The 17,521-nt window shown below is 50.4% G+C and carries 9 protein-coding genes; 3 read left to right on the forward strand and 6 right to left on the reverse strand.

The genetic code is table 11. The features are described 5' to 3' along the window. Positions 1-227 precede the first annotated feature (227 nt). Entirely contained in the window at positions 228-1,700 is a 1,473-nt protein-coding gene (gene ltrA, locus ACVB80_RS10460; RefSeq protein WP_481081232.1) for a group II intron reverse transcriptase/maturase, read from the forward strand. Positions 1,701-2,252: 552 nt separating this feature from the next. Here ltrA and ACVB80_RS10465 read toward each other — a convergent pair. Continuing rightward, positions 2,253-3,140 (reverse strand): NAD(P)-dependent oxidoreductase, encoded by an 888-nt coding sequence (locus ACVB80_RS10465; RefSeq protein ID WP_481081233.1) that lies wholly within the window; start codon positions 3,138-3,140, stop codon positions 2,253-2,255. 165 nt (positions 3,141-3,305) lie between these two features. Here ACVB80_RS10465 and ACVB80_RS10470 point away from each other — a divergent pair, with 165 nt between their 5' ends. Both ACVB80_RS10470 and ACVB80_RS10475 read left to right on the forward strand, forming a co-directional pair. Continuing rightward, positions 3,306-4,646 (forward strand): aminotransferase-like domain-containing protein, encoded by a 1,341-nt coding sequence (locus tag ACVB80_RS10470; protein ID WP_481081234.1) that lies wholly within the window; start codon positions 3,306-3,308, stop codon positions 4,644-4,646. Positions 4,647-5,013: 367 nt separating this feature from the next. Continuing rightward, a complete protein-coding gene (locus ACVB80_RS10475) occupies positions 5,014-6,555 on the forward strand; it encodes an Lcl C-terminal domain-containing protein (protein ID WP_481081235.1) in 1,542 nt (513 codons plus the stop codon). Positions 6,556-7,172: 617 nt separating this feature from the next. Here the strand turns inward: ACVB80_RS10475 and ACVB80_RS10480 are convergent. The 5 genes from ACVB80_RS10480 to ACVB80_RS10500 form a co-directional block, all read right to left on the reverse strand. Next, positions 7,173-8,711, reverse strand: a complete 1,539-nt coding sequence (locus ACVB80_RS10480) for a phospholipase D family protein (RefSeq protein ID WP_481081236.1) — start codon at positions 8,709-8,711, stop codon at positions 7,173-7,175. 99 nt (positions 8,712-8,810) lie between these two features. Further along, positions 8,811-9,605: a hypothetical protein gene (locus tag ACVB80_RS10485; RefSeq protein ID WP_481081237.1), complete on the reverse strand. Its 795-nt coding sequence runs from the start codon at positions 9,603-9,605 to the stop codon at positions 8,811-8,813. Between the two features lie 124 nt (positions 9,606-9,729). Further along, a complete protein-coding gene (locus tag ACVB80_RS10490; protein ID WP_481081238.1) occupies positions 9,730-10,110 on the reverse strand; it encodes a DUF3574 domain-containing protein in 381 nt (126 codons plus the stop codon). Positions 10,111-10,120: 10 nt separating this feature from the next. Continuing rightward, positions 10,121-12,322, reverse strand: a complete 2,202-nt coding sequence (locus ACVB80_RS10495) for a nucleoside hydrolase (RefSeq protein ID WP_481081239.1) — start codon at positions 12,320-12,322, stop codon at positions 10,121-10,123. After that, on the reverse strand, positions 12,313-17,370 hold the full coding sequence (locus tag ACVB80_RS10500; protein WP_481081240.1) for a diguanylate cyclase: 5,058 nt from the start codon (positions 17,368-17,370) through the stop codon (positions 12,313-12,315). The genes ACVB80_RS10495 and ACVB80_RS10500 overlap by 10 nt, the downstream gene beginning before the upstream one ends. Positions 17,371-17,521: the final 151 nt, after the last annotated feature.

A 17,521-nucleotide genomic window follows, 5' to 3' on the forward strand; every position in this document is an offset into this window, starting at 1 on the left:
ACCTGATATTGCGCGACATACGGAACACGGTAAGCCAGTATCGTTCCTTCGGGAAAGCTATCTGCGAAGATAGCCGATAGCGGTGCTGGTAAAGGAGGTTGGAAAAAGCGAATGCTGCATTGTAATGATGCAGATACAGACGGATGTCTGACACGAAAGTGTGCCCACTTCCAACTGGTCTCCCATTGCAAGATGATTTGGAAAACTTTATTTAAGAAGGAACGCAGATGATCTCTTCTCATGAAGTGAGTGCCCCTTCTGGCAGCGCCCAATGGCAATCCATCGACTGGAAAGCGGTTGAGCGCCATGTGTTAAGGCTCCAGATGCGCATTGCAAAAGCAATCCGAGAAGGTAAACACGGTAAGGCGAAAGCACTACAGTGGATACTGACTCACTCGAAAGCAGCAAAGCTTCTCGCTGTTCGTCGAGTATCACAAAACAAAGGCAGTAAAACGCCAGGAATTGACGGCGACATCTGGAACACCGATGCACGTCGAATGGCGGCAGTCAGTTTACTGAGCAGAAAAGGCTATCGAGCCAAACCGCTCAGAAGGATCTATATCCCAAAGAAAAACGGCAAGCTGAGACCATTAGGTATCCCGTGTATGGTAGACCGAGCGCAGCAAGCGTTACACCTTCTAGCACTAGAACCTATATCTGAAACAATTGCCGACCCTAACAGCTATGGTTTTAGACCCAATCGAAGCGCAGCCGATGCAATACAGCAGTGCTTCAAATGCCTGTGCAAAAAGGGAGCAGCACAATGGGTTCTTGAGGGTGATATCAAAGCTTGTTTCGACAAGATAGGTCACCAGTGGCTACTTGATAATATCCCGACAGACAAAAGGATGCTCAAGCAATGGCTGGAATGTGGCTATATAGACAAAGGGCTATTCTACAAAACGGCAGAGGGTACACCACAAGGCGGGATAATTTCGCCAACCTTGATGTTGCTCACTCTTGTCGGACTAGAAAAGTTAACTAAGTCTATCGCTCGCAAGACAGGCAGCAGAGTAAACTTTATAGGTTATGCTGACGACTTTGTTATCACTGGGTCTTCAAAGGAAGTTCTTGTGAATGACATTAAGCCGCAACTGATGGCTTTCCTACAAGAAAGAGGTTTAACGCTTTCTGAAGAGAAAACGCATGTAACTCATATCAATGATGGTTTTGACTTTCTTGGCTTCAACGCCAGAAAGTACAAAGGGAAACTGCTCATTAAACCGAGCAAGTCCAACGTATTATCATTCTTACGAAACATGCGTAACCTCATTAGAAAACACGCAACAATCCCAGTAGCCGATCTCATCAAGATGATAAATCCAAAACTACGAGGATGGGCGAATTACTATCGCCATTGTGTTGCTAAACAAACCTTCGGCTATGTTGGTCATCAGATGTTTCTAGCGTTATGGCGATGGTCAGTCAGGCGTCACCCAAACAAGGGGCGCAAGTGGGTCGCACATAAGTATTTTCTGAGCTTGCAAGGTCAATGGACTTTCCATGGCTGGTTCAAAAAGGCAGGAAAGTATGGCGTGATCAGGCTGTTTGACATCGCTAAGGTGCCAATTAAGCGACATGTAAAAATCATGAGTCAGGCGAATCCGTTTGATCCTTTTTGGGAAGGTTTTCTCAATGAACGCAAGGTGAAAAACACAGGTCGTAACTCATGGTTTGACCCTATCGCCACTGCTTTGTGAGTTGCTGGGTAACAATAACGCCTTAGTGGAGGCTTGAGCCGTATGCAGTGAAAGTTGCACGTACGGTTCTTAGGAGGGCGGCATCTGGTAACAGGTGTCGCCTATCCGACAGTTCCGAGATATGTCTGCCAGCGAATTTGCATAACAATGCAGTTGAGTTTTACTGGTTAAGAACGCCGTTCCTGCATGTTTTTGGGAGGTTTTGCTCATGCACTATCCGTCATCAGGCATGAGCAAAATTTGGTCAGGCTTCTCACTTTGCCCTGCTAGCCTGTCAGATGAGTACCTCTGGACAATTTCGAGCATCACGATTTTGAGGCTTCAGTTTGTTCCATACAGCCATAACAATAACTTATGCGTTGGTGTTTTTTCCTGTCCAAGCGCAATCTGAGGTAGTAATCCAGCTAGTACGAAAGAGGATACGAGAATAAGTCCTCCTCTGCCTGCGACGCTATCTATGAAACCTGCTACAAAAACTGAAGTCATGAGCGCTATTAGTTCCAGAGAGTAGAGTAATATCGTTTCCTAACCATTCCATGGGTATCACACCGACTATTCGTTATCATATGCTTTTATAAGCACTGATGTATCCATGCGACCAAACCCTCTTTCTTGCAAAGAAAGATATTGGTTATCTACCTCTTCAGTAAGGGGCAAAAACAAACCATTCTTCCTTGCTTCGTTTAGACAAAACCCAAGGTCTTTACGCATCCAATCGATTGCAAACCCAAAATCAAACCTGTTTTCAGACATGGTGACAGCGCGGTTTTCCATCTGCCATGAGCCAGCAGCTCCATGTTTAAGAACATCAACAATCTGCTCTATGTTTAATCCTGATTTTTGAGCAAGAAGCACCGCCTCACTAAGTCCCTTTAACACCCCAGCAATGCAGATTTGGTTTACCATCTTACATCTCTGCCCCTGTCCATTTTCACCTAGTAGAACCGCTTGGTTGGAGTAGCTTGAAAGTACTGGAGAAACGGCTTCAAAAGCAGCTTTTTTCCCACCGCACATAACGGTTAATGATCCATTCTCAGCACCTGACTGGCCTCCTGACACTGGCGCATCAATGAAATGTATACCTTTCTCTACACACTTCATCGCAAGCTCTTCTGCCAACTCTGCTGATGTTGTCGTGTGGTCGAGCAGAATAGAACCTGCTCGCATGCTATTAAGTACGCCAGTGTCTCCGTATACAACACTCCGCACGTCATCATCATTTCCGACACAGAGAGCAACAACGTCCGCATCCATAGCTGCATCTGATGGTGTTGCCGCTGACTCACCTGAATACTCAGTCGTCCATTTTCGAGCCTTAGAGACGGTACGATTATATACAGTGACATAAAAACCTTGGTTCGAAAGGTGTCCCGCCATTGGATAACCCATTACACCTAGGCCGATGAAGGTGACTTTCGAAATCTCGTTTACCTGATTCATTCTTTATTTCCTTATTACTGATGATGTCTGAGCGCATTGAAATACCTTAATTGATCGTATTGACATATGTCAATACGATCTGGTTACCTAAGTTTATTAATTTTCTAATTCAATTAAACTAGGTCATAATCTAAGAGAGTGATTGAAGTATCTGTAGGAGAATGTGTGAGCAACGCTAAGTTTGTTAAAATTGCAAAGGTTATTGAGAGGCGAATCAATAAGGGGGAGTACCAGCCTAACTCAAAGCTACCGACTCACAGAGTACTTGCATCTGAGTTGGATACAACACCTGCTACAATCGCCAAAGCCTATAACCTGCTAGCTGATAAAGGTAGGGTCGAGTCATACGTTGGTAGGGGAACCTATGTATGTGAAAAGTCTGACTTAGGTAAAGCTATTCAGGCACCTGACGATGACGACGGTTACAACTTCTCTATTCTCCAGCCTTGTTTGTACAAAAATGTAGACGCAATCCAAAGGGCATACAAGCTAACTGCTGACAGGGTTACACCTGAACTAATAGGGTACGTTGAACATTCAGGACATGAAGCACATCGTCAGGCTGGTAGTACCTGGGCTAAGCATTTTGGATTGGAAGGTGGTAATGCGGCAAATACGATACTAACCAATGGTGCACAACATGCACTTTCTCTGCTCATCAATGCTCTCACTAAACCAGGCGATACCATTGCCGTTGAGTCTCTGACTTACCCAGGCATCTTTGCTATAGCGAATCTTTCTGGCCGCAATATCGTCGGAGTTCCGATGGATGAGTATGGTGTATCACCAGAAGCTTTAGACTCGGTTATTGCGGAGCATAAGCCTAAACTGGTTATTATTATTCCGTCCCACCAGAACCCGACAGGAATAACCATGCCTGTGCCCCGTCGTGAAGAGGTGGCTAAGGTTGTCAGTAAACACAACATCTGGCTTGTTGAGGACGACATCTATTGTTTTCTGGATGAGAAGCCGATACCAGCCATCAGCAATTTTATACCTGAGCAAGCTTTTCATATTTCAGCGCTATCAAAAGCAATAAGTCCCGCGATGAGGTGTGGATTTATCAAAGCACCAGATAGCCAAATTGCACTGATAAATGCTCACATTCGAACCAACATTTGGCTTCCTTCTCCTATGAACTTTTGTGCAGCCACTCACCTTATTGAATCTGGTGAAGCGTTTGATCTAGCGCAATCTCAGCGCATCACTGCTCAAGAGCGACAATCGTTAGCTCGCCAAATCATGCCATCCATCCAGTGTCGATCTACTGGATACCATATTTGGTTGCCATTGCCGAGCCAGTGGAAAGCAGAACATTTGGTTCAGGAAGCCAAAAACCAAAACCTTCTTGTCAGTAGCGGCAGCTATTTTGATGTAAACGAAATGGAAACAAGTCATATCCGCCTTTCATTAATGTCTATCAGTACAGAAGAGAGGCTACAGGAAGGAATGAGTAAACTAAAGAATCTGCTAGATTCAAGGGTAAGTACGCTATTTCCGTGTTAACCATGTTGAAAGAAATTAGTGAATAAGTACACAAGTGGCGAGCCTGATACAAAATAAACGAAATGCTCGTTTTTGGGAGATTCCTTTCACCACTCCGGTAATAGCAACCATAAGCAAAAGTACGGTAATCTCAGTGGCACAATCTGCCACTGAGTAATTACGTTAACACAGAATGGGGCAAAAGCTTGTTGCTAATCTCCAAATGCCATCCCCATTTCCTTCAGGCCAGAGTGGGTACTTTGAGTCCGGTATGCATTCCAACGCTGGAGCGTTGGAACGAGAGAAAAAGCTACTTCCACAATCTCTCCATATTTGCTCCTCAATTGAGCAGTACATTGAACCTGTAGCGAAAGAGAAGGAGACAGCCATGAACACTCAATTCAGACTCTGCCGTACAGGCCTTTTTATTTGTGCCGCGCTGGGTGCGGCCGCTGCCAGTGCAGCGAACCTGACTTACCCGATTGTCGATACTAACCAAAACAGTTGTGTGGGTACCAAAAACGCACTCGCGAGCTGCCCGCAACCGGGGGATGACACTTATGGTCAGGATGCCCAGTACATGGGTAACCAGCCGGATTATCAGCGCAATGGCGACGGGACTGTAACCGATAAGGTCACCGGCCTGATGTGGACTGACACCACAGATACCAACGGTGATGGCGTGATCAACGCAACAGACAAAATGACCTGGGACGAAGCAATGGCCTGGGCAGAAAACCTGAATAAAGCAGGCCATTCTGACTGGCGTCTGCCGACCATCAAAGAGCTCTACTCACTGATCCTGTTTGATGCAGAAGACCCGAGCCGCATTATGGCCTCTTCCGGCACCTTCAGCATGACGCCGTTTATCAATATCGACTACTTCGCCTTTAACGGCGGCGATATGGACGCGGGGGAGCGTCTTATCGACAGCCAGTACGCGACCAGCACCAAATACGTCTCCACCACCATGAAAGGCGCAGAAACCATGTTTGGCGTGAACTTCATCGATGGCCGGATCAAGGGCTATGGGCTGGAATCACCCCGTGGGGATGAGAAGACTTTCTATGTGCTTGCTGTGCGCGGTAATCCTAAGTATGGCATCAATGACTTCAGTGCGGCGGTTAATGGCACCGTTACCGATAACGCCACCGGCCTGACCTGGCAGCAGGGCGACAGTGGTGAGAACATGGACTTCCCGTCTGCACTGGGTTACTGCGAGAACTTAACCCTGAATGGCAGCAGTGACTGGCGTTTGCCGAATGTTAAAGAGCTGCAATCCATCGTCGATTACACCCGTTCACCGGATACCACCGGCAGCGCTGCTATCGACCCGGTGTTTGATACCACGCCAATTACCAATGAAGCCGGTCAGAAAGATTTCGCTTCCTACTGGAGCAGCACGACCCACATGGACAGCGAAAGCACCCGTGCAGGCGCTTATGTCTCCTTTGGCCGCTCGATGGGCAAGATGAACGGCGAATGGATGGATGTGCACGGCGCGGGCGCCCAGCGCAGCGATGATAAAACCGGTGACCCGTCCCGCTTCAGCGATGGCCGTGGTCCTCAGGGGGATGCGGTTCGCATCAATAACATGGTGCGCTGCGTGACTGGCGGTGAGGCAGAGTTCGTTGCAGAGCCAACCGGTACCAGCCGTGGTCAATTCACCGTTGAACTGAGCGGGGAACAGAATACTCAGCCAGGTGGTGCTAACCGCCAGGCACACTCACAGGGCCAGCAAAAGGGTGACCGTCAGATGCCGCCACGGGGAGGAAAAGACCCGTTCAGCATGCTTGACCGTAATGGTGACGGGAAGATTTCTAAGGCGGAAGCCAAAGGGCCGCTGGCGAGGGACTTCTCTAAGCTGGATAAGAATGGGGATGGGTATCTGAGTGACGGGGAAGTGCCGCCGCCTCCGGGGAGGAAATGATCCTGTATACTCTCAGATCACTTCACGAGATCCCGGCTCAGGGCCGGGATGACAGTTTTCAACTTATCTTATTGTATTAAATAAAAATAGTGTCACCCCGGACGCGTTCCACTGAAGTTTTTACACTCTCACTGGCGGGCGCGAGCCGGGATCTGGTGGGGCTGGCGCAAGGATTATCAATGAACTGTGCCTGTCATTTCCTGACAGACGAGAGCTGTTACTCCTTTAGTCCTCAGCTCGATTTACGAGGTCCCGGCTCAGGGCCGGGATGACAACTTTTCAACTTATCTTATTGTATTAAATAGAAATAGTGTCATCCCGGACGCGTTCCACTGAAGTTTTCACACTCTCACAGGCGGGCGCGAGCCGGGATCTGGTAGGGCTGGCTCAAGAGTTATCAATACACTGTTCCTGTCATTTCCTGACAGACGAGAGCTGTTACTCCTTTAGTCCTCAGCTCTCTTTACGAGATCCCGGCTCAGGGTCGGGATGACAACTTTCAACTTATCTTATTGTATTAAATAGAAATAATGTCATCCCGGACGCGTTCCACTGGAGTTTTTACACTCTCACTGGCGGGCGCGAGCCGGGATCTGGTGGGGCTTAGTTAAATAACCTCAAAGAATATCCTTTGGCACAACCCGCCTCGCTTTCACCCCAATCCGCTTCGACAGACTCACTTCTGAATCCGGATTAAATTCATGACTTATCAGCCAGGCGTTTTCCGGTTCCATCTCCAGCAGCATGTTCTGTTTCACCAGCTCTGTAAGCTGCGGTGAGTGGATCACCGTCATACACTCGGTGTTGAGGTTTGCGCTGCGCGGATCAAAGTTATAGGTGCCGATCACCGTAACTTCACCATCGATAGTCATGGTCTTGGCGTGCAGACCAAATACAGGCACTGTGGGCAGCTTTTTAAACATGTGCTCTGTCATCACCCGATGGCGGATTTGGGCATCCGGCCGGAACTCATACACCTCAACACCGGTATTGAGCAGCGCTTTCCGGTTGCGCTGATAGCCGCTGAACGCTTCCAGGTTATCGTTAGATGCGAGACTGTTGGTCAGGATCTTGATCTCCACTCCCCTCTCCACCAGCGATTTTAAGAATGCCCGGTCCGATTTGGTTGTTACCAGGTACGGCGTCTGAATGGTGAGGCTTTTTCTGGCAGACTCAGCCAGTTCAACCAGCTTTTTCTGGGTGGCGCTGCCACCGCCCAGAAACTCTGTTCTGTCATTCTTACCCGGTTTGTCGGCGACATACTCCACCTTATCCAGCCACAGGAACTTGCCCTCATCAGTAAGGCGTTTAAAGGTGTCAGGAACCTGCGCTATCTCTGCCCTTATCTCCGGGTGAAAATGCTCCGGGTCGCAGGCATAAGAGTTAAGCCGGGCAAAATCCGTATCCCCTTCCCACGGGTTACTGTCATACAGATTTTCTATCGACACACTCAGGGAATGCTGCCAGTACTCCTCAAACGACGTCTCCATATCCCCGACCACTTTACCGGCCAGGAACACGTCCCTGTCCCGGAAGTTGTATTCATGGTCAAAACCAAAATACTCATCAGCCACATTACGGCCGCCGGTGATCGCAAGCTGACCGTCGACAATAAATACCTTGTTGTGCATCCGCTGATTCAGGCCATGAAAATCAAATGCCAGCGTGGTCACCTTATCAATCAGGTTCTTGCCGATATTAACATTAGGGTTGTAGATTTTAATTTCCATGTTCGGATGACCTGCCAGCATCAGCAGCTCATCTCCCCTGGCTTCGAGCATAATATCGTCCACCAGCACCCGAACTTTGACACCGCGGTCTGCTGCACGGACAAGGTAATCGGTCGCAATCAGCCCAACATTATCGACAGAAAAGATAAAGTACTGAATATCAATGGTGGTTTCAGCGTGATCTGTTAACCAGGCGCGGGACATCATGGCTTCGGTGCCCTGCTCCAGCACATACACCCCGGTCTTGTTTTCCATTTTCTGTTTGTACGGACGGATAAAGTCAGCAAGTGGGTTGGTTTCCTGCCGGGTCAGCCCGCTGCAGTGATCCTGCTGAGAAAGGGGGACGCTGTCTGGCTCCGCGCAGCCGCTGAAGATCAGGAGCGCGGCAACTGCCAGCACCGCTTTTTTAACGTATTTGATATTCATGCAATGAGTGATTAGTTAAGAGCTGTTCCATTCAGAATAACACATCACCAGGAACTCATCTTATGAAGCCGGGATTAAAAATCTCACTGAACCAAGGAATTAGCAGGAAACATGCCCAGTCAGCTTCCTGCGTAAAAACTTCACCAGAGACGAAAACACATTGCCAAAAGTGAGCGGCACCAGGGTAAGCAAGCCATTTCCCTTACCGTATTCCGGGTTGGTGTGGATATAGAACTGCACCACAGGATGGGTATTGGCATGCCAGTATTGAGTATCACTGCCAGACTCGCGGGTTATCCAGCCCACTTTTCTGACCAGCCAGCTCTGCCCTTCAACGCCTTCCAGTCCGAAAGCGTCTGCCATTTCTGACATCATCGCTTTCCTGTGCGGAGAGATATCGCGGCCAGGCAGCGGATAGCACTGACCAAAGTAGTGGGAGAACATATACAGCACACAGGGATGAACAAAGGAGCCCAGGTAATACAGGGAAGCAAACGGATGCAGCATCCGGTATTTAATCGCCTGTACAAAAGCAAACCACAGGGTCTGGCTACACTCCCGGTACGCGCGCAGTATCCCCGCTTCCGCCCTGACGATCACCCGGTTTCGCCCGGCAATCCGTTTATTAAACCGGTGCATCGCACAGTATCCGACCCACTCCCTGGCGTCATTCATATAGATACGGATCCGGGTATAAACGGCAGGGGAGTCCACCACATAGGACTGAAAACTCTCCCGGCTGACTCCATCAAAGATTTGGCAGTGGAGCTGATAGAGAGAATCAGTGAAGCTCTGCTTTTCCTGTGCACTCAGCCGGGCCGGATCAACGGTCAGGGTATGGCGGATAAAGCGCGGCGCAGGCGCGACTGGCAGGTGACGGGCTTTTATTGTCATTTTTACCACCGCAAACAAAAGGGCTCACTTTAATTTTAGTTGAGTGAGCCCTTGTTGGTGGCAGTTTTGATGATTTAATCAGTAACAATCACTGACTGCTCTTAAGAGCTGTGGCACCAGCTTCTCACTTCTGCTCCCCGTGCACAAACTCCAGCTTCGAGACCGGGTACTTAACCAGCATAACCGAGTCCTGTTTAAACTCTTCAGCGTAGGTTTTCGCCAGTACTTCCGCTTCTGCGAGCTGGTCTTCCTCCATCACTATCGTGACGATTTTGGCCGGCTCCGGCTCCCCCTTCCAGTATCCTTTGGAACTGATAACGTTGAAGCCATCAAAGCGCTTAACGATTTGCTCATCACGGAACCTTGCCCACTCCTCTGCGGACACCTCTCCCCCGTCTGGGACAGAAAGTCCAAAATAGAGCTGAACGGTATAGACATCCGCTGCCAGCGTCGCCGGTTGAAAAAACAGGGCTGCACAAAGCAGACATACCCTTGTCAGTCGCATACTGTCACCTTTATATACCTCTCAGGTAACCACGTTTCCTGCCACATTCCATCTCCCACTGAACACCGTATGGGTCACGCCAGTAAAAGAATGAAACCGGGAAAGGATTGAGCATCATAGGAGGATTGTCAGCCTCTTCTCTGTCTCCATGGTCTGCCGGGTATTTCAGTATCTCCACTCCAGGCTGGTCTTTGAGGTAATTAAAGGCTTCCATCACATCATCCACCTCCAGCGCGGTATGCCGGATCCCGCCAAGATCATTGGTGTTCTTCAGCGTGATTTCGCTGCTGCCCTCAGGGTAGCGATACCGCATCAGCTCCAGATAGAGCCCAACGGTTGGATGATGCAGAAAACGAATATCCACATCCACTTTTCCGTCGAGAAATCCGGCGTCTTTGGCAAAGGAGGTCAGCGTCAGGCCGGGGTAATCCATTATCTTCCCTTCGTCGTCCCAGGCCTGTTCAAATCCCAGCGTCCGGCGGTAAAACGCTGTCGCTTTATCGATGTCATCAACCACAATATTGAGATGAGAAACGGCTGATATAAACTTGCCCGGGTCATTGGGCTGGGTGATCCCGCCGATCAGCAGCTCTGAAAAGTTCTCCGCTACGTCATAACAAAACAGCACAGAGTGCTGGCTGACACACTGCTCTGACGCAACCAGGTAAGGCTTGTAATGGGAAGAAAGCCCAAACCTTCCGCTTTGGGTGTCATCTGCCGCAATTCGGATCTCAACCGGGACTTTTCGCCACTTAAACAAATTAGGATTTTTGGCAAAACCGGCCGCCAGTGCATCAAATGGATTAAAGCCCCTCGCGCCAAATGCCTTCTCCCAGTGGTCCAGCCAGGGTTGCGAGTTCGTCTGCAGGTATTTCCCGGCTCTGCCCGATGCGCCCAGAGTATCCAGATCCGCCTGGGTGAGCAGTACCTTCCGGGCCAGCTCAAATGGAGTGAAGACCAGAGGGACAGATTTTTCGAGCAGGATCCGGAACGCATCTGGGTCCAGGTCAAAGTTAAGATCCCGGAATGGGACTTCCTGATTCGGGCCGACGATAAAATTGAGATCTTCACTGCTGCGCCCGGCCACCAGAATGACCTGATTGATCCGGGGAACCAGTTCGGGATACAGCAAAACCAGCGAAGCGATATTGGTGGCAGGCCCGATGGCGACGATAGTCGTCGGCTCTTTTCTCAGCTGCTTCGCCAGCGCTCTGGTAGCATCTGTCTCTGTGATGGCATTAATATCCATCGCTGCGGCAGCCCCTTTAACAACGGGCAAGGCGGTGGGGCCAAAGCGGTCAGCAATCTCCGAAGCCCGTTCATACGCCGAGTCCAAATCAGTGTTGCCAAAAACCGCACTGATCCCCTTTACTTTCAGATCAGAGGCATTAAACAGGCTGAGGATCGCATACGCATCATCGACATCACATGGCGTGCCGGATTCAGATGCTTTGCCAGCTGAAAGGTCGGTATCTATCCAGACCGCGGGTTTTGCCAGCGCATCCAGAACCGTACTGACCACCAATGCCGTAGAGCTCGGATTCTGACCCGATATCAGCCCCCGTTCACACACCACAAACTTATCACCAGCCCGGCCTTTTTCAAATATCGCCCCCTGCTCCACCAGAGCATCCTCCAGGTGGTACGGCAGCGCCTCAATGTACTCAGGAGGAGTCAGGGTTTCTTCACTGTCAGTAAATGACGTTATCTTAAGCCCCTGAACCAACGGCGTATTATCCGGCTTTCTCGCTGAGAGCAGACCTGTCGGGCCATGGCAGACCGTTCCTATCAGCTTGTCGTCGGCATAAAACTCAGAGACGACACGGGCCAGCCCCCGGCTTTGCCTGAAATCCCACAGCGTGCCATGTCCGCCACTTAAGAAAAGGGTGGTAAACCCTCTTGTATCTATCTCATCAATTGCCGGGGTATTTTCAAGTTGCTGCATGGCGTAAGCAGAAGAGAGAAAACGCTCCACCGATGGCGTCAGGGCCTCCCCTTCAATGCTTAAAGGGTCAGCCTGAGCCTGTCCACCCTTTATCGAAGCAATCGTGACCTCATAACCCGCGTCATAGAACGCCCAGAAAGGCGTTGCCAGTTCTTCAAACCAGAACCCTGTTTTTTTACCGGTGTCTCCCAGCTGCGTATGACTTGTTACTACAAGCAGCGCAGATCTTACTGACCGGCTGTTATTGGGTGTTCTTCTTACGTGCATTCATGGATCCTTTCATTTTCTGTCACAATCTGGTTTCGTCCGGCTTCTTTCGCCTTATACAGGCCACGGTCAACCCGTTTCAGCAACCCATTCAGGCTGTCTCCCGGCTGGTATTGCACCACGCCAATACTGGTGGTGACCTGACCGCACGGACCGTGGTCTGTTTGCATGATCTTTTCCCGCAGCCTCTGCGCATGTGCAAGTGCTTCCCTCTGCGGACTGCGGCAAATAACGATAAACTCTTCCCCTCCCCAGCGTCCGGCAACATCTCCGTCCTGAGTATACGTCTTCAGCAATGAGGCAATGTTCAGCAGTACTCTGTCACCCATATCATGGCCAAAGGTGTCATTGACGGATTTAAAGTAATCCAGGTCCAGCATCAGCACCGAAAACACCTCTTCGGTCAGACGGCTCTGCTCTATGGCCGCAATCAGTTTGTCTTCGATATAACGGCGGTTGTACAGGCCGGTGAGCTGATCCGTCGTCGACAGAATGGCCAGCTCTTTGTTCTTCGCCTGAAGCTGATTATTGGCTTCGTACAGCTTGCGGGTTCTCTCTTCAACCAGTTGCTCCAGGTTCTTATTGAGCTTCTCAAGATCCCGGTACATCCTGGCATTTTCAAGTGAGATAGCAGCCTGCGATGAGATGATTTTCAGGGTATGGATCCGGTCTGACTGGAACGCATCCGTCAGCATGGTGTTTTCCAGATACAACACGCCGGACATGGCTTTCTGACGAACAAGGGGAATACAAAGTACCGATACCGGCGAGTGACTGCTGAGGTAAGGGCAGCGTTCAAACTGTTCATCTGCGTCCTGAGACGGGAAGACGACCGTAGTACCTGAGTTAATGACGTATCTGACCACCATTTGAGAAAGGAAGCCGGCCTCAGACAGACCGACCAGACGTTCATCCGGGGCCCCGTCACCACATTCCACCCGTTTGGTGACGACAAAGTCATCGTCCTGTTTGAGTAAAAGCATGCCCCGGGTTGCTCCGGCATTTTCAATCGCCAGACTCAGCAACTCTTCGGCCAGTTTTTCCAGGTGGATGTGCTGAGAAATAGCCTGAGAAGCTTTTATTACCGAGCCCATATCCAGAATCGCGGAAAAATCCTCACTCTCAAGAGCCAAGCTTTTCACCGGATAGAGCCCCGGGTTGTCTGCAGCTTTGTCCTCTGCCAGTTCAGGGTAGTACTCCTGCATCCAGCTGACTTTACCTGAAGCTCCCCACTGTTCGTAACCCGCCATGGAGCGACGAAGATAGATCTGCGCCTGATACTGTTTATCCAGTTGTTGCCAGAAGATGCCCGTCAACTCATCGCACAGGGCTGCATCATGCAAAAAGCGCGCTTCAAGCGCCGATTCACGCGCAGAGTCGTAATACTCCATCGCCGCCATATAATCACCTTCAAGCCTGGCGACCTCACCTTTTAACATCAGATATTTATGCTTGAAGTTAGCCGGACAGAGCTCTGCCCATCCTTCAAATTTCTTCAGCTGAATGGTGATAGCTTCCAGATAAACCTGCTTATCTTCCCCTTCCAGCTCTGTACAGGCGGCTGCCAGATGAAGGCCGGTGTACAGACAGGAGTCCACCTGAATAATCTGCGCCTGTACCGTGTTTTCGATAACCGGAAGCCATTGGTCAAGTTCAGATTTGGGCAGAATGTGACGCGCCATCAGTGAAGCCCGCAACCAGGAATAAGCGGTATGCCCCAGGAAGAACGGGGCGTCTTTATAATTTTCCAGGGTCTCTGAAAGCGAAAATGCTTTATCATCCATGGAGGTAAACTGCAGGGTTTCCCCCTTCAAATGGCGGAGTGGCTGCAGCACGATCAACTTCAGCAGGGTGGCGATATCGCTCATCCGCTGACTGTTCAGATACTCAAGACTGGTTTCTGCCTGAGCGATCACCTCATCGAGAGGCGTACCCGAAGCAAGCATGACGTGCGGCAGCTGAAGAAATACCCAGCCAGCATAAGGAGAGCCCGACTCCAGCGACAGTCTGGAGGCCTGATGCCAGTAATAATGGCTGGTATGCAAAGGCTCAAGCCAGTGATTAATACCCAGGGCAAATACATGATAGGTATAGTTTTTGTATGCAGGTGATGCATATTTGTCTGCCAGTTGCACCGCTACGCGGCCAATTTCGTGGCCGGTTCTGTAATCGCCACCCGAGCAGAGAATTGTGGCATAGTTGATAAGCCCTGCAGAAGTCACCCTGCAACTGCCCCGTTCGAGCGACAACCTGGTACTTATCGCCGCGACAACCGCCAGAACCGGCCCCCGCCCAAGCAGATAAGCATCGGTGAAAGTGTTAAAACAGAGCTCGTGAGTCAGAAGCATATCCGGGTCTTCATCCTCTGGCTGAGCCAATAGCCACTCTGTGCCTTTCTGTTCCATCAGCGTCTGAATTCTGGACTGCTCCTCACCAAAACGCTCCATCAGCGCCTGATCGTCATCCGGCAGCGTTATCCCTAACAGCTCCAGTGCCTCCAGCTCATACCCGATCGACTGCTGATACCGTCCCTGATGGTGATACTGCTTCGCCTGGATTGTACATACCCGGAGCCTGTCCTGCTCTGTACGAACCTTTTCTCTCAGCTCTTTAAAGCAGGCTTCTGCCTCGTCAAACTCTGAAACCAGGTAACAGGCCTGGGCGTAGCCGGTATACACCTCTGCTGTCAGTGAATAGTCCTGCTGCCAGCTGTTTTCACTCAGGCAGGCTTTGGCATGAGTCAGCAGGATATGTGCCCGCCTGTAGGCGGCTGATTGCCTGGCTTTCTCTGCGGCTTTCAGGTTCAGGCCGATCAACGCCCGGCGATCATCATCGCTGGCACAGCGGACGCCCTGATTCAGGTGCTCTGCCGCATCAAACAGCAGTTCAGCAGAGTCATCAAAGTTCATCTGCTGACGTAACTGCTGACCTATCTTCCAGTGGAGTTGTTCACGCTCCTGATCCGGAAGCATATCGCAGGCTGCCTGCTGGATCCTGTCATGTGCGAAGCGAAGCGGACAAGAGTGCAGCTCAGCAGGGTCCACCTCCGTCAGCAATTCAAAATCCAGCTCGAAGAGCTGAACATAGCCTTTGGCTATTGCCGGGATCAGCTCTTTGGCGGTGCTGGTGATCCCTTCACCATTGAGCTGGCTCAGCATTCCCAGAGTGAACTGGTGGCCAATACAGCCCGCCGTTTTCAGCAGCGTCAGGGTATTCTCCGGCAGGCGGGTAAGGTGGGCTTGCAACATCTCTGCGACATTATCCGCGTAGGGTGTCGCCATTATGGCTTTCAGGTCCCAGCGCCAGCTGCGCTTCTCATAATCAAACCAGACCGCTTCGGATGTATACAGATTTGTCAGCATAGTCCTGAGAAACAAAGGGTTACCATGCGTCTTGCTCAGCAGGTGTTCGCTGAGCTTACTGAGTTCTCCCTCCGGAGGAAGCTGAAAAGTATCTGCCAGCATCTCCGTCATCGCCTCTGAAGGCAGGTCGCTGAGATTGATAATCCGGGTATTAGCACACGCTTCCTGAAGCCCGGTCATAGCCATGGCCAACGGATGACCACTCAGTACTTCATTGCTCCGGTAAGCGCCGATAATGACAAAATGGCTGCGGCTGAGCGACGGTGCCAGGCCCTCCAGCAGAGCCAGGCTTGAGTAGTCCACCCATTGCAAGTCATCCAGAAACAGGACAATGGGCATTTCAGACTGCCCGAAGCAGTGCAGCAGGTTGAAAAACGTGGTGTTAAAGCGGTCTGACGTGGCTTCCAGAGAAAGCTTTGCCACTGCAGGCTGAGGGCCAGTCAGCAGTTCCAGCTCAGGCAGCACCTCTGTAAGTATTGCCCCGTTTGATCCTATTGCATTTATGATTTCAGAGCGCCACCGGGCGATTGTCTCTGCATCTTCTGCCATCAGTTGCCGGATCAGGCCGGACAGCGCCTGAAGTATCGCCGAATAAGGCTGGTGTCTGAGAAACTGATCATACTTACCGGTAGCGATGTAGCCGCCTTTCCCGGCAAGGGGCCGGTATAACTCCCGGACCAGCGATGTTTTGCCCACTCCGGATGGCCCGGCAACAAAAACCAGCTGTCCCTCTCCTGCATTGGCCTGTTCAAATGCCTTCGTTAGACGGATGGTTTCTTCCTGCCTGCCATAGAGTTTTTCCGGCAACAAAAACCGGTCATTGAGATCTGCACTGCCCAGCGTCGTCCCGGTGATCCGCCCTGTTGCCTGATACTGAGCCAGACAGTAACAGAGATCGACTTCTATCCCTTCTGCACTTTGATAGCGGTTATCGGGATCCTTACTCATTAGTTTCAGCACGAGATCCGAGAGCAGTTCCGGGATGGCCGCATCAACTTCCGTCAACGGTCTGGGTTCAAGGGCAATATGGCTGTAGATCAGCTCATTGGTATCCGTTGTGGTAAACGGCAGCGTTTTGGTAAACAACTCATAAAAGATCACACCCAGCGAGTAAAAGTCAGTGCGAAAGTCCAGTCCCCGGTTCATACGTCCGGTCTGCTCTGGAGATATATAACATCTCGAGCCTTCAACAGAGCTGGAATTCACTACCCGGCGGGCACGGTCAGTGAAAATGACTGAGGAATCGTAGTCAATGAGAAAGACTAGGTCACCATCAGGAGCGATCAGAATGTTATTGGGGGAAATGTCTCTGTGGCAAAAAGACTGCCGATGCAGCTCCCCTATCCGTCGTGTCACTGAGATTGCCAGTTCAAGTGCATGAAGCAATGAAACGGACTCAGCCTGCTGGTATTTCCTTAATGTCTGCCCTTCTATCCAGCTTCGCACCAAAACACCGGAGTTTTTCGTTTGGACAAAGTCCAGCGCCTCCGGCAATCCGTTGCCTTTCAGGCTTTTCAGTATCTGAAACTCACGCTTTAAAGAGGACAGATGCCGGGCATCCGGAAAAGGGGAAGACGGAGTTTTAAGACTGACAGCAGCCTGGTCTGATTCCCGAATCGCATAATAAACGCGGTTATGATCTCCGTTTGAGATCAGTTCAATATTTGAGTATCCCTCTACCTGCATGAATAGGACTCTCCTGTACCGTTACTGAGGTTGCTCCAGCCCTGAGCCAGGCCGGACAGCATGCTATAAATATGACATGGACTCCATACTAAAGGACCAGCTAATTAGCTTTAATTCATTAAATGTCAAATCATTGCTGACACAAACGGCT

Source organism: Vibrio sp. 9-16B-A1 (assembly GCF_056726165.1).